Source organism: Diaphorobacter sp. B2A2W2, assembly GCF_056730635.1.
Window position 1 is genome coordinate 46,856 of sequence record NZ_JBWZOR010000009.1, and the last position, 12,816, is coordinate 59,671.

12 protein-coding genes are annotated in these 12,816 nt (G+C 69.8%); 1 reads left to right on the top strand and 11 read right to left on the bottom strand.

The genetic code is table 11. The features are described 5' to 3' along the window. Positions 1 to 25 precede the first annotated feature (25 nt). Positions 26 to 2,254 (top strand): DUF1631 family protein, encoded by a 2,229-nt coding sequence (locus AC1PPL_RS14515; RefSeq protein WP_479973573.1) that lies wholly within the window; start codon positions 26 to 28, stop codon positions 2,252 to 2,254. 29 nt (positions 2,255 to 2,283) lie between these two features. On the opposite strand, the gene AC1PPL_RS14520 is transcribed toward AC1PPL_RS14515, so the two are convergent. From AC1PPL_RS14520 to AC1PPL_RS14570, 11 genes are all read right to left on the bottom strand, one after another. After that, positions 2,284 to 3,621: a TAXI family TRAP transporter solute-binding subunit gene (locus AC1PPL_RS14520; RefSeq protein WP_135147831.1), complete on the bottom strand. Its 1,338-nt coding sequence runs from the start codon at positions 3,619 to 3,621 to the stop codon at positions 2,284 to 2,286. 2 nt (positions 3,622 to 3,623) lie between these two features. Then, a complete protein-coding gene (locus tag AC1PPL_RS14525) occupies positions 3,624 to 4,637 on the bottom strand; it encodes a P1 family peptidase (protein WP_479973574.1) in 1,014 nt (337 codons plus the stop codon). Between the two features lie 55 nt (positions 4,638 to 4,692). After that, positions 4,693 to 6,903: a copper-transporting P-type ATPase gene (locus tag AC1PPL_RS14530; RefSeq protein WP_479973575.1), complete on the bottom strand. Its 2,211-nt coding sequence runs from the start codon at positions 6,901 to 6,903 to the stop codon at positions 4,693 to 4,695. A gap of 55 nt (positions 6,904 to 6,958) precedes the next feature. Continuing rightward, complete coding sequence (locus AC1PPL_RS14535) at positions 6,959 to 7,342, bottom strand: copper-binding protein (protein WP_479973576.1); 384 nt, start codon at positions 7,340 to 7,342, stop codon at positions 6,959 to 6,961. 23 nt (positions 7,343 to 7,365) lie between these two features. Continuing rightward, a complete protein-coding gene (locus tag AC1PPL_RS14540; RefSeq protein ID WP_479973644.1) occupies positions 7,366 to 7,827 on the bottom strand; it encodes a DUF411 domain-containing protein in 462 nt (153 codons plus the stop codon). A 67-nt stretch (positions 7,828 to 7,894) separates the two neighbouring features. Beyond that, positions 7,895 to 8,377 carry a cupredoxin domain-containing protein gene (locus AC1PPL_RS14545; protein ID WP_479973577.1) on the bottom strand — a complete coding sequence of 161 codons (483 nt, stop codon included), beginning with the start codon at positions 8,375 to 8,377 and terminating at the stop codon, positions 7,895 to 7,897. Between the two features lie 17 nt (positions 8,378 to 8,394). Further along, entirely contained in the window at positions 8,395 to 9,783 is a 1,389-nt protein-coding gene (locus AC1PPL_RS14550) for a multicopper oxidase family protein (RefSeq protein WP_479973578.1), read from the bottom strand. Position 9,784: 1 nt separating this feature from the next. After that, complete coding sequence (locus AC1PPL_RS14555) at positions 9,785 to 11,218, bottom strand: TolC family protein (protein WP_287925570.1); 1,434 nt, start codon at positions 11,216 to 11,218, stop codon at positions 9,785 to 9,787. Then, positions 11,215 to 11,562, bottom strand: a complete 348-nt coding sequence (locus AC1PPL_RS14560) for a hypothetical protein (protein ID WP_479973579.1) — start codon at positions 11,560 to 11,562, stop codon at positions 11,215 to 11,217. The genes AC1PPL_RS14555 and AC1PPL_RS14560 overlap by 4 nt, the downstream gene beginning before the upstream one ends. Before the next feature lie 103 nt (positions 11,563 to 11,665). After that, the gene (locus AC1PPL_RS14565) at positions 11,666 to 12,067 is read right to left on the bottom strand and encodes a hypothetical protein (RefSeq protein WP_479973580.1); all 402 of its coding nucleotides are present in this window, start codon (positions 12,065 to 12,067) and stop codon (positions 11,666 to 11,668) included. Positions 12,068 to 12,142: 75 nt separating this feature from the next. Next, positions 12,143 to 12,769, bottom strand: a complete 627-nt coding sequence (locus AC1PPL_RS14570; RefSeq protein ID WP_011805791.1) for a YitT family protein — start codon at positions 12,767 to 12,769, stop codon at positions 12,143 to 12,145. Positions 12,770 to 12,816 lie beyond the last annotated feature (47 nt).

A 12,816-nucleotide genomic window follows, 5' to 3' on the forward strand; every position in this document is an offset into this window, starting at 1 on the left:
CGCCCATTCTTCGTCCGTCTCCACCATGTCCCTTTCCGCGTCCCGCGCCCGTACGGTTTTTCGCGCCTGCGTTGTCAACGCCGTCAGGGACAGCGAGGCCCTGATGGAGGCGCTGGTGACTGGTACGCGCGAAGCGCTCACGGCGCAGGAATCCTCCACCCGCGACCTTCACAAGCGCACCCAGATCAGCGATGCCTTGCGCCTGCTCAAGCAGCACGAGGCGTCGTTGCCCAAGGCCTACCCCATGGCCTTGCTGGAGATTTTTGCCGAAGGCCCCTCGGCCGCGAAGACGAGGGCCGGGCAGCCCGGCGGAATGGACCTGGGCGAGCTCGCCCTCATGGACGATGCCGACGTGCTGGTCCAGGTGGAGCTGTCGCGGGCGCAGCAGATCGCCGCTCTGGCGACAGAGGCAACGCTGGCGGAACTCAACACGCTCGTCAGTTCGGCGCAGGGCCTGCACAGCGTGCAACCCGAAAGCAACCCTTTCCGCCCCGAGAACTACATCCGCGCGCTGCAGCAAGTGGTGAGCGATACCGGTGTAAGCGGGGAAGTGCGGCAGCTGTGGATGAGCCAGATGCGCGAACTGCTGGGCATGCAACTGGTAAGCGCCTATAAGCGCGCCGCCCAGAGCCTGCGCGAGCATGGCGTCGAGCCCGTGGGCTACGCGGTGGCGGGAGCCCCTGGTGTGCGCAGCGGGCATGGCGGTGGATATGCCCACAGTTCCCAGATGGGCGTGGGCTACGCGCCGCCCTCGGCCTATGGTGCGCCGGCCAGCGAATATGGTGCCGCGAGCGCCTATGGCCAAGGTTACGGGGCAGGCTGGGGAGGCGCCTCGGGCAACGTGGCCTTGGCGCCGCAGGCCGAAGAAGCGCTGCTGACCGTGGGTATCCTGCGCCAGATGCTGGCCGGTGGTGGTGACCCTTTCGCCTACGATGCACGCGGCGGCTATACGGCAGCTACTCCGGCCAACGCGTACGTCACGCCGGCCGCGGCGGAAGCAATGGAAGACATTGCGCAGCTGGAACGCATCGTGGGCCGTCTGTCGGGGGGGGCCGCGGTCCCGGTGACGGGCTGGAACGGCACCTCTGCACATGCGCCGGTGGCGGCATCCCCCACGCGGACGGCGCATGAGGTCGTGAGCCGCATGATGGACAACATTGCGCAGGATTCGCGGCTGCTGCCCCCCATGCAGCGTGCCGTGCAAAGCCTGGAGCCCGCGCTGAAGGAGTTGGTGCAGCACGACACGCGGTTCTTCACGGATGAGCAGCACCCCGCCCGGCGCCTGCTGGACGAGTTGACCCAGCGCAGCCTGGCATTCAACGCCGAGGATGGGCCCGCCTTCAGCCGCTTCATGCGGCTGGTGAACGAAGCCGTAGGCCACCTGGCTTCCATCGAGATCCGGGATGCCGCACCGTTCGCCCAAGTGCTCAAGGCGCTGGAAAAGGCCTGGACCGCGCAGGAGCGTCGACAGCTTGAGCGCCATGAAGCGCAGCAGCGCGAACTGCTCCAGCGGGAGCAGCGGGAATTGCTGGCCGAGAAGATTGCCGCCGACTTCCGCCGCCTGCCCGATGCGGACAAGGTACCGGCCGACCTGCTGGCCTTCGTGACCGGCCCGTGGGCGGACGTGGTGGCGCAGGCGCAAAGCAGCCAGCCCCAGGAAACCGGCGGGGACCCCGGAGGCTATTTGGCGTTGGTGCCGCTGCTGCTGTGCTGCGCGCAGCCCGAGCAGTTGCGCTCGGACCCGGAGCGCCTGGGCCAGGCCATTGCCGACATGGTGCCGGTGTTGGTGCGTGGGCTGGAGAGCATTGACCACCCGATCGAGCGTATTGCCGAAGTGACGCAGCGCTTGGCGCAGCTTCAGGGTGAAGCGCTGAACTACGCAGCGGCGAGCGTCTTCGGCGACACGCCGGCGGAAGAGGTCAGCCCTGAAACCCGCGCTGACGATGTGCTGTCCTCCGATACGGCCGCCGCGGCGGACCCGTCGGTGGCCGGAGCAGTGGCTCAGCCCGCATTGCGCATCGGCCAGTGGGTGGAAATCATCACCAACCAGCGTGCGGTACGAACCCAGCTCACCTGGTGCAGCCCGCACAACACGCTGTTTTTGTTCACCGGAGCCGACGCGAGCACGCAGTCCATGACGCGGCGCATGATCGACAAACTGTCCTCCGACGGGGCATTCCGCCTGATTTCCGACCAGCCGGTGGTGGACCGCGCTTTGCGCGCCGTGCGCACCAAGCCGGCCAAGCTGCGCTAGGGCGCTCCGCCGGTCGCGGGGACTGCCGTTCAGCCTGCCGCGCGTGGCAGGCGCCGGCGCACTAGTTGGATGTGGTTGCGCAGGGCGTAGAGCTCGTCGGCATAGGACAGTGGCACGCTCACTTTTTCCACCTGCGCCTCCATGCGGTCCAGCCGTTCGCGCAGCGCGTCGGGGGTGGCCTCTCCTCGTTCCATGTCGTCTTCGATGTCGCGCAGATGCCCATACCAGCGGAACACGCGCGAGCGCACGCGGAACTGGTACAGCGGCGGCACCACGCGCGACAGCGGCAGCATGATGGCAATCAAGATACCCAGTACCAGCCACATGCGCTCGACGAGGTTGGCGATCCAGAATGGCAGATAGCGCTGCATCAGCGGCGCCGGCTCGTTGATGGCGCGTTCGCCCTCCTTGGCAATGGGCAGTTCCGCGTGCCGGGTGCTGGGGAATTCGCGCGCACGGTTGAACCAGCCCGCATTGCCATGGATGCCCTGCGCGCTCTGGGCAAATAACTGCAGCAGGGCGGGGTGGGTGCCTTCACGCGCCAGCAGGGATGTGGTGGATGCCACCAGCCGTACGTCGCGCGGAGGTACGTTGGCCGCCAGGTCCACCACGCCGCGTGGCAGCACTACTGGCGTGAGGAACGGAAAACGGCGGCTGTAGGCCTCGTTCTGCGGGAAGTGCATGAGCTGCACGCCGGGCGTTTGCAGCAGCATCTGCACCATCAATGACTCGGGGGCGGAGGCAAACACCAGGGCGTCCAACCGCCCCGCCAGGAACGCCACCGTGGCGGGCGTCTGCTCCAGACGGGTGAGCGTCAGGGCATCCAGCGGAATGTGGTTGGCGTCCAGCAGGCGCTCCATGAGCGTTGGTACACCGCTGCCGGGCGAGCCGACGTTCACGCGCAGCCCGCGCAGCTGATGCAGCCCCTCCAGCCGGGCCGATCGGTGGATGCGGCGCGCCACATCGCCGCGGTAGAACAGCCAGATGGGCTCCACAAAGAGGCTGCCCAGCGAGACCAGCTCATCACTGTCCTCGGGACGCAACTCACCCGTGCCACCTTGCACGAAGGCGAGGTCGGCGTGGCCATCGCGCAGCAGCTGCAGGTTGGATGACGAACCATCGCTGGGCAGCAAGACCACGTTGATCCCGCTTGCCGCCAGTGCGTCGCGATAGCGCTGGCCGAAGGCCTCGTAGGCGCTCTGCGCGGGGCCGGTGGCCAGCGTCACCGTGCGCGGCGGCGTGGGGTTGAGCCACCAATAGGCCAGGAGCACCAGGCCCGCGCCCAGTAGCGCCAGCGGCCCGGCAGACACCAACAGGTCGCGCAGCGACAGCAGCGCCGTGCGCAGGCGGCGTGACATCTGTCCCATGGCTAGCTCCCGGCAGCCAGATCGGCATGGCACGGAAGTGCCAGGCCCTCGGCCGTGCGCAGGGTGCGCGCGGCGAGCACGGCGCGCACGGTGGCGCGGGCCACCGCCTCGGCCGCCATCGTGGCCAACACCATCATGCCGGGGTGGTGCGGCACGTGGCCCGTCGACAGCGTGAACAGCGTGTCTCCGTCGCTCATGGTGTGCACGGGGTTGATGCTGCGGGCCAGGCCGTCATGGCCGGCAACGGCCAGTCGCTGAGCCTGAACCTTGGTCAGCCGCGCGTCGGTGGCGATCACGCCGATCGTGGTGTTGCTGCCGGCCAGCAGGGGATGAGGGGGCTCGCCGCGCAGCAGCGCGTGCCGTGTATCGCGCAGCGTCAGCCCGTCGGCAGCGCGGGCGCCCGCCAGTGGGCGCCCGGTGTCCGGGTCGACCACGTCGCCCACGGCGTTGCAGGCAATGAGCGCACCCACCGTGACGCCCGCGACGGTGACCGAGGCTGTGCCCACGCCGCCCTTCATGGCGTGCTGCAGGCCGAACATCTTGCCCACCACGGCGCCAGCGCCGGCGCCTACGTTGCCCTCGGCTGGCGGCTCGCGTGTGGCGGCAGCGCAGGCCGCATAGCCGGCCGCCGCATCGGGTCGCACTTTCATGTCGCCCACGTGCAGGTCGAACAGCACGGCCGCTGGCACCAATGGCAGGCGGCCCACGCCCACGTCCAGCCCTACGCCGTGCTCCTCCAGCCAGCGCACGGCCCCCGTGGCGGCCTCCAGCCCCCAGGCGCTGCCACCCGCCAGCATGATGGCGTGCACCTGCTCCACCAGGTTGCCCGGGGCCAGCAGGTCGGTCTCGCGCGTGCCGGGGGCAGCGCCGCGCACATCCACGCCTGCCACGGCACCCTCGCGCGCAATCACCACGCTGCAGCCGGTGGGGCGGCGTGGGTCGGTGAAGTGGCCGACCTCGATGCCGGCAACGTCGGTGATGGCGCCGCAGGCGCTGTGCAGGGAGCAAGCTTGCATGGGCGCCGATTATGGTGCCGCGCCGGCACCTGTCCCCGCGTCTTGCGGGGTGCTCTCAAAGCCGGGTGCGGCGCAGCCGCAGGGCATTCGTGATCACCGAGGCCGAGCTCAGGCTCATGGCCAGCGCCGCGATCATCGGCGACAGCAGCCAGCCCGTGAACGGGTAAAGCAGGCCGGCGGCCAGCGGCACGCCGAGCGCGTTGTAGACGAAGGCAAAGCCCAGGTTTTGGCGCATGTTGGCCACCGTGGCCTGCGACAGTGCGCGCGCCGTGGCGATGCCGCGCAGGTCGCCCTTGACCAGGGTGAGCTGGGCGCTGTTCATGGCCACGTCCGTCCCGGTTCCCATGGCGATGCCCACGTCGGCGCGCGCCAGTGCCGGCGCGTCGTTGATGCCGTCGCCGGCCATGGCCACGGTGCGTCCCTCGGCCTGCAGGCGTTCGACCAGGGCCAGCTTATCGGCGGGCAATACCTCGCCGTGCACCTCGTCGATGCCCAGGCGCCGTCCCACGGCACCTGCCGTGGTCAGCCCGTCGCCGGTGGCCATGATGATGCGCAGGCCGGCCGCATGCAGGGCGGCCAGCGCGTCGGGCGTGCTGGCCTTGATGGGGTCGGAGACAGCCAGCAGGCCCGCCAGTTGCCCATCCACGGCCAGGAACATCACACTGGCGCCTTCGCCGCGCAATGCCTCGGCGGTCTGCGCCAGCGGTCCCGTATTCACGTTGGACTGCTGCATCAGCACCGTGTTACCCAGCGCCAAGGTGCGGCCCGCGATCCGGCCGCGCACGCCGATGCCCGAGGCCGAGTCGAACTGCTCGGCCGCGTCCAGCGCCAGCCCCTGCTGGCGTGCCGCAGCGACGATGGCCGCCGCTAGCGGATGCTCGCTGCCCTGGTCCAGGCTGGCGGCCAGGCGCAGCACCTCTGCCTCGCCCCAGCCGGGCGCGGCCACGGTGCGCTCAAAGCGCGGCCGGCCCTCGGTCAGGGTGCCGGTCTTGTCCACGATCAACGTGTCCACGCGGCACATATGCTCGATGGCGGCCGCATCGCGGAACAGCACGCCCTGCGTGGCGCCGCGCCCCGTGGCCACCATGATGGACATCGGCGTAGCCAGGCCCAGCGCGCAGGGGCAGGCGATGATGAGAACCGCCACAGCGTTGATCAGGCCGTAGACCCACCTGGGCTCGGGCCCGAACAGTCCCCAGCCCAGCAGCGTGAGCACCGACACGCCGACCACGGCCAATACGAACCAGCCCGCAACGCGGTCGGCCATGCGCTGCATGGGCGCGCGCGACCGCTGGGCCTGCGCCACCAGTTGCACGATCTGCGACAGCATCGTGGCCGCACCCACGAGTTCGGAGCGCATGACCAGCGCCCCGCTGGTGTTGAGCGTGGCGCCGATCAGCTTGTCGCCCGTGCGCTTGCCCACTGGCAGCGGCTCGCCCGTGAGCATGGACTCGTCCACGGCGCTGCCGCCTTCGACGACCACGCCGTCCACCGGCACCTTCTCGCCGGGGCGCACGCGCAGCAGGTCGCCCACATGCACGTGGGCTAGCGGCACGTCCTCCTCGCTGCCGTTGGCTGCGATGCGGCGCGCAGTCTTGGGCGCCAGGCCCAGTAGCGACTGGATGGCGGCCGAGGTCTGTGATCGCGCCTTGAGCTCCAGCATCTGGCCCAGCAACGTCAGCGAAATGATGACCGCGGCCGCCTCGAAGTACACGCCCACGCGGCCCATGGACTGGAACGAGGCCGGGAACACGCCCGGCGCCACGGTGGCTACCACGCTGTAGAGGAAGGCCGCGCCCGTGCCCAGACTGATCAGAGTCCACATGTTGGGGCTGCGCTGCACCACGGATTGCCAGCCGCGCACGAAGAACGGTGCGCCGGCCCACAGCACGATGGGCAGCGTCAGCACCAGCTCCACCCCGCTTTGCGTGGCCATGCCGACCCAACCCAGCCGGTGCCCGGCCATGGCCAGCGTGGTGACGACCATGGTGAGCGGCAGCGTCCACCAGAAGCGGCGCGAGAAGTCGCGCAGTTCGGGGTTGTCATCGGCTGCGTCCAGGCTGGGCAGTACCGGCTCCAGCGCCATGCCGCACTTGGGGCAGTGGCCGGGGCCGCTCTGTCGCACCTCCGGGTGCATGGGGCAGGTATAGACCGTGTCGGCGGTTGGTGGGGCGGGTGGAGCGGCCGATGGCCGGGGCACTTGGGGGCTGTGGTGCCGGTGCTGCCCGTGTGGGGCAGCTGCGGGCGGCGTGCTGTGGGAATGCATGGGGGCTCCTTGGTGCGACAAGGGGCCGGGCAACTGCCGCCCGGTCCGTGGGGCGTCAGCGCAATGGTTCGATAAGGGTGACGACGAATACGCCCTTCACCCGTTCGGCCCGAAAGCGCACCTTGTCGCCGGGCTTGAAGGTGGCCGCCTGTGCCGGGTCGCGCAACGTGAACACCATGGTCATGGGCGGCATGGCAAGGTTCTTGAGCTCGCCGTGGCGCAGCGTGATCTTGCCGCTGCGTGCATCCGAACGCGTGACTTCACCCTCGCTGAGATCCTGCGTGCTGTCGCCGGACGCGGCGGGCGTTTCGGTGTGATGGGCGTCGTGGTCCGAGCCCTGGGCATGTGCCCAGCTGCCGGGCAGGCCCAGCAGTGCCAGAGCGGCCACGGATGCGAGGGCAATGCGCGGCGCGCGCGCAGGCAGGGTGTGCGATGGCATGGCGTGGCCTTTCATGGTGTGCATCAACGGTAGCTGGTGAATACGCGCGTGGAGACGTCGCTGTTCATCAGGTTCTTGGTGACCAGCAGCACGTCGTACGGGTCCTTGCGGCCGTTGTACTCGGGCCCGTCCATGCCGGGGCTGCCCACCGGCATGCCCGGGACGGTGAGGCCCAGGGCCTTGGGTTTGTCCTTGAGCAGCTTGCGCACGTCGGCAGCGGGCACATGGCCTTCGAGCAGGTAGCCGCCCACCAGCGCGGTGTGGCATGAGCCCAGGCGCGTGGGCAGGCCGAGCTTGGCGCGTACGGCGGCGTTGCCCGTTTCGTGCACGGTGACCGTGAAGCCGTTGGCCTGCATGTGGCTCACCCAATCCTTGCAGCAGCCGCAGTTGGGGTCTTTCCAGACCTCCACGGCAGTCTGCGGGGCGGCGGCACGGGCCAGGGCGGGCAGGGTAGCGCCGGCCAAGCCGGCGGCGAGGGCCGTCATCCATTGGCGGCGGGTGGGTTGCGTGATTCGCATGGTGGACTCCTGATGATGCGGATGGTGGTGTTGTTCAGGGCGTGACGGTGAAGGTGCCGCGCATGCCTGCTTCGTAGTGGCCGGGGATCAGGCAGGCGAAGTCGAAGCGGCCGGGCCGGTTGAAGTGCCAGACCAGGTCTTCCTTGGCGCGCGGGGCCACGTGGGCCATGTGGGGTTCGGCATGCTCCATGTCGGGGTACTGGCGCATCATGGCCGCATGCTGGTCCAGCGTGCCCTGTGTGCCCAGCACCACCTCATGCATGACCTGGCCCTTGTTCTCCACGCGCAGGCGCACGGTCTCGCCTTGCTTGACGGTGAAGTGCGAGGGGGTAAAGCGCATGTCGTCTGTCATGCGCAAGGTAATGGTGCGCTTTGCGCCCTTGGCCTCTCCCGCAATCCCCCATTCCTGCTGCTGCGGGGCGACGGCAGGGTGGCTGTTGTGCATGTTCTCATGGCTAAAACTGGCTGTAGCGCCCGCCAGTAAAGAGCAAGCAGCTATGAATTTGATAGATTTCATGGGTTTCTCCGAGGGTTTCAATGGTGTTCGTGGTCGGCGCCCGGCTTGCGCACGCTGGGGGCGCCGGGGACCCGGCCGGGCGGGGTCTGGCGCGGGGCTGTGGCGTCCAAGGGCGCGCCGGCCCATTCGTGCGCCACCGTGCCCGCCGGGTGCTGGTACCAGCCCGGGTCGCGCCAGTCCTGGGCGGCCAGGCCCTGGCGGACCTTCAGGGTCGTGAACATGCCGCCCATCTCCAGCGGGCCGAAGGGGCCGGTGCCGGTCATCATGGGATAGGTGTTGTCGGGCAGCGGCATTTCCATCGCGCCCATGTCGGCCATGCCGCGCTCGCCCATGACCATGTAGTCGGGAATGATCTTCTGGATCTTCCCGACCAGGCCGCGATGGTCCACGCCGATCATGGTGGGCACGCCGTGGCCCATGGCGCCCATGGTGTGGTGGCTCTTGTGGCAATGCAGCGCCCAGTCGCCGGGCTCGTCGGCGATGAACTCCAGCTGCCGCATCTGGCCCACGGCCACGTCGGTGGTCACCTCGGGCCAGCGCGCGGCCTTCGGGGTCGGCCCGCCGTCGGTGCCCGTGATCTCGAACTCATGCCCATGGATGTGGATGGGGTGGTTGGTCATGGTCAGATTGCCCACGCGGATGCGCACGCGGTCGCCCTGTCGCGCCACCAGCGGGTCGATGGCGGGGAACACCCGGCTGTTGAAGGTCCAGATGTTGAAGTCGGTCATGGTGTTGACCTTGGGCGTGAGGCTGCCCGGCTCCACGTCGTAGGCGCTGAGCAGGAAGGCGTAGTCGCGTTGCACCTCCGCGATCAGGGGGTGGCGCGCCTTCGGGTGCGTGATCCACAGGCCCATCATGCCCATGGCCAGCTGCACCATTTCGTCCGCATGCGGGTGGTACATGAAGGTGCCGGGGCGGCGCGCCGTGAACTCGTACACGAAGGTCTTGCCCGCGGGGATGTGCGGTTGGGTAAGCCCGGCCACGCCGTCCATGCCGCTCGGCAAGCGCTGGCCGTGCCAGTGCACGCTGGTGTGCTCGGGCAGGCGGTTGGTGACGAAGATGCGCACGCGGTCGCCTTCCACCACCTCGATGGTCGGGCCCGGGCTCTGGCCGTTGTAGCCCCACATGTTGACCATGAAGCCGGGCGCCACCTCGCGCACTACCGGCTCGGCCACCAGGTGGAATTCTTTGACGCCGGCGTTCATGCGCCATGGCAGCGTCCAGCCGTTGAGCGTGACCACGGGCTGGTAGGGCCGGCCGCTGGACGGGGTTAGCGGCGCGGCCGTGTCGGCAGAGGATTGCGAGGGCGCCTCGGGCAGTGCGGCCAAGGCCACGCGGCTCACCGATGCGGCGGAGGCGGCGACCACGGCCGTGGCGGCGCCGGAGAAGAAATGGCGGCGCTGCATGTCAGTGGCCTTCCGAAGGGGCGTTGGGGGTGGTGGGAGCGGACGGCAGGTCGGCGGGCGCGCCGGGCGATGTGCCCGTGAGAGCCAGTTGCAGGTCGGTCTGGGCGAGCCAGAAGTCGCGCTGCGCCTCGGTGGCGGCAGCCACGGCCTGGCTGGCGCGGCGCGCCTCGGCCAGCAGCTCCCACACGCTGATGAACATGCCGTTGTAGCGCAGCACGGCCTCGTCCTGCATGAAGCGCGCCAGCGGTAGCGCCTCGGCCTGCTGCTGGTGCGCCAGGTCCCAGGCGGTGCGGTAGCGCAGCCAGTGGCTGCGTGCCTCGCTGCGCGCGCGGATGGCGGCATCCTGCAGTTGTGCGGCGCTGTGCTGCAACTCGGCCCGCGCGCGGCCCGTGGCGGCGCCGCCCCAGTCGAACAGCGGCAGAGGCAGCTCTACCTCCCAGCCGCGTGTGGTCTCGCGGTGGCCGGAGGCGCGCTCGGTGGCCGTGTTGCGGCTGTAGCTCAGGCCGATGTCGCCGAACACGGATCCAACACCGGCCCAGCCGCTGCGGTCGGCGGTGGTGTCCAGGTCGCGGCGCAGCGCGCGCAGGTCCAGCCGCTCGCGCAGGGCCGTGGCTTCGGCGTCGTCGCCGCTGCGCAGTGCATCCGCCGCGGGCAAGGCGGGTAGCGCATCCGGCAGCGTGAAGTCGGCCTGCGCGCCCCACAGCCCCATCAGCCGCGCCAGTTGCTCGCGCTCCAGCGCGGCATTCAGCCGCGCGCGGGCCAGCTGTGCTGCCGCGTCCTGTGTGATGGCGATTTCGCGTGCCTGCTGCAGCCGGCTGAAGTTGCCCACGCGCGCCATGCGCCGCGCCAGCTCGCCACCGGCCTCGGCCGCCTCGTGCATGCGTTCGCGCGCGGCCAGCACCTGCCGGGCGGCCACGGCGCGCAGCCAGGCGCGGCGTGTGTCCGCGGCCAGGCGCAGCACGTCCTGTGCAGCGGCCAGCGTGGCCTGCTCCATCTGCCAGCCTTGCCAACGCGTGCGCCAGGGCAGGGTGATCACGTTGACCAGGCTGAAGCCGAGCTGGCGCTCGATCTCGCGTTCATGCCCGCTGGTGAATCGCCCCAGCGTCAGCGTGGGGTTGAACAGGGTCAGCGCCTGTGCGCGCTGCGCATCCTGCGCGGCCAGATTGGCCAGGCGGGCCTGTAGCGCGGGGCTGTTCAAGAGCGCCACGCGCACGGCGGTGTCCGCATCCACGGGAAGGCGCAGCCATTCGGTGATCTGGGCCTGCGCGTCGCTGCGGCTTTGCGCATCGGGCGCTGGCAGCTGCGCACCGTCGGGCAGGCGGGGCTGGACATGGCTTTGCACGTCGCCGCGCAGCCCATCGGGGGCGACACTGGCGCAGCCGGCCAACACCAGTGCAGCGGCCAGCGCAGCCAGGGCGAGCGGAGGGCGCCTCATGGCCGGCCTCCGTGGTGGTGTTTCGGGGTGGGCATGCCAGGGCTGGGCGGCGCGGCGCGTGCCTGCTCGGCTTCCCAACGCACGATGTCGGAGTGGCCACCGGGAAAGGCGCCCACGGCGGTGTTGGCGGCCTTCCAGCCGATGTCGGCCTCGGCCACGTCGCCGCTGGGGGGCAGGGGCTGGTGGCGCAAGGGCAGACTGGGGGCCTGTGCCGAGTCGGCGGTGGTGGTCTGCGATGGGGCGGCAGGAACATTGTCAACCTGCGCCCAGGTCGGCGGTGCGATGCCGGCCAGTGCCGCCAGGGCCATCATGGCCGCAGGGCTGGTGGGGTGCGCGAAGCGCATGGGAGTCTCCCGTCAAACATGACACAACCGCGTCCGCGACACTCGGCTGCGGCCCCGTCGAGGGACATGCAGCCGATTGCGGACGCACTTCGGGCGTCAGTGCTCAGGAGATGGGTGGCTTGATGGCTTGCGCAGCCGTGGCGCTGGCAAAGTGGGTGCCAGGGTGCGGTTGCAACCTGCTGTCGTGCTGTCCATGGAAGGCGGGCGCCCAGACCGGCGCGTAGAAGGCCGAATGGCAGGCGCCGCAGGCCGAACAGCCGGCGGGGTGTTCCGCGTGGACCGCCCCGCCGGTATCGCAGCAGTGCGGCTGTGCTGATGCGCTGGCATGGTCGCCGTCATGACCACCGTGGTCATGCGTGTCGCTTGCCAAAGCGTGGTGGGTAGCGGCTGCCGCGATGGTGGGCTGCGTGGGCGTGGCCGGTGCAACGCCCATGGCCATGGCGTCGCCCAGCAGGCCCCGCAGGACCAGCAGCAGACCCAGGATCATGGCAACGGCGTGGCGCATGCAGCGAATGATACCGGCGCGGTGCAGGAAGTTCCCACCAGAGCGAGCGCCGGGCGATGGCCCGGCCGCGTGCCGTCAGACCGCCATGTAGCGTCCTGGCCGGTGGTTCATGGCCAGCACCAGGTTGAGCGCCACCGCGCCGATGACCGACCACAGCACGCGCAGCGGCTCCACTGTGACCAGCGCCGCCAGCACGATGCAGCAGTCCACGGCCATCTGCACCTTGCCGGCGCGCCAGCCGAAGCGGTCCTGCAGGTACAGCGCCATGATGCCCACGCCCCCCAGGCTGCAGCGGTGGCGGAACAGCACCAAAAAGCCCATACCCATGATCAGCCCGCCGGTGATGGCCGCATACAGCGGCTGCAGTTCGCTGATCTGCAGGAACTGCGACTGCAGCTCCGACAGCACCGACAGCAGCGCCACGGCCGCGAAGGTCTTGAGCGTGAAGGCCAGGCCCAGCTTGCGCAGCGCCAGCCAGTAGAACGGCAGGTTGAGCGCGAAGAACAGCTTGCCGAAGCCGATGCCCGTGGCGTAGTGCAGCACGAAGGCCAGCCCCGCCATGCCGCCGGTGAGCAGCCCGGCGCTGGCGAGGAAGGCCACGCCCACGGAGATCAGCGTCACGCCCACGCCAATCGCCACGGCGTCTTCGGTGCGGGTGTGCGGGACCATGGCGGGAGCGGCGTTGGCGGTGGTGGTGGACATGGGCGGGATCGGCAGTCGCCGTGGTGACCGGCGGGGGCGCGATTGCA

Excerpts from the sequence above, each read along its gene's own strand:
- AC1PPL_RS14515 (WP_479973573.1), top strand. The coding sequence starts at position 26 with ATGTCCCTTTCCGCGTCCCGCGCCCGTACGGTTTTTCGCGCCTGCGTT.
- AC1PPL_RS14520 (WP_135147831.1), bottom strand. The coding sequence starts at position 3,621 with ATGGGACAGATGTCACGCCGCCTGCGCACGGCGCTGCTGTCGCTGCGC.
- AC1PPL_RS14525 (WP_479973574.1), bottom strand. The coding sequence starts at position 4,637 with ATGCAAGCTTGCTCCCTGCACAGCGCCTGCGGCGCCATCACCGACGTT.
- AC1PPL_RS14530 (WP_479973575.1), bottom strand. The coding sequence starts at position 6,903 with ATGCATTCCCACAGCACGCCGCCCGCAGCTGCCCCACACGGGCAGCAC.
- AC1PPL_RS14535 (WP_479973576.1), bottom strand. The coding sequence starts at position 7,342 with ATGCCATCGCACACCCTGCCTGCGCGCGCGCCGCGCATTGCCCTCGCA.
- AC1PPL_RS14540 (WP_479973644.1), bottom strand. The coding sequence starts at position 7,827 with ATGACGGCCCTCGCCGCCGGCTTGGCCGGCGCTACCCTGCCCGCCCTG.
- AC1PPL_RS14545 (WP_479973577.1), bottom strand. The coding sequence starts at position 8,377 with ATGAAATCTATCAAATTCATAGCTGCTTGCTCTTTACTGGCGGGCGCT.
- AC1PPL_RS14550 (WP_479973578.1), bottom strand. The coding sequence starts at position 9,783 with ATGCAGCGCCGCCATTTCTTCTCCGGCGCCGCCACGGCCGTGGTCGCC.
- AC1PPL_RS14555 (WP_287925570.1), bottom strand. The coding sequence starts at position 11,218 with ATGAGGCGCCCTCCGCTCGCCCTGGCTGCGCTGGCCGCTGCACTGGTG.
- AC1PPL_RS14560 (WP_479973579.1), bottom strand. The coding sequence starts at position 11,562 with ATGCGCTTCGCGCACCCCACCAGCCCTGCGGCCATGATGGCCCTGGCG.
- AC1PPL_RS14565 (WP_479973580.1), bottom strand. The coding sequence starts at position 12,067 with ATGCGCCACGCCGTTGCCATGATCCTGGGTCTGCTGCTGGTCCTGCGG.
- AC1PPL_RS14570 (WP_011805791.1), bottom strand. The coding sequence starts at position 12,769 with ATGTCCACCACCACCGCCAACGCCGCTCCCGCCATGGTCCCGCACACC.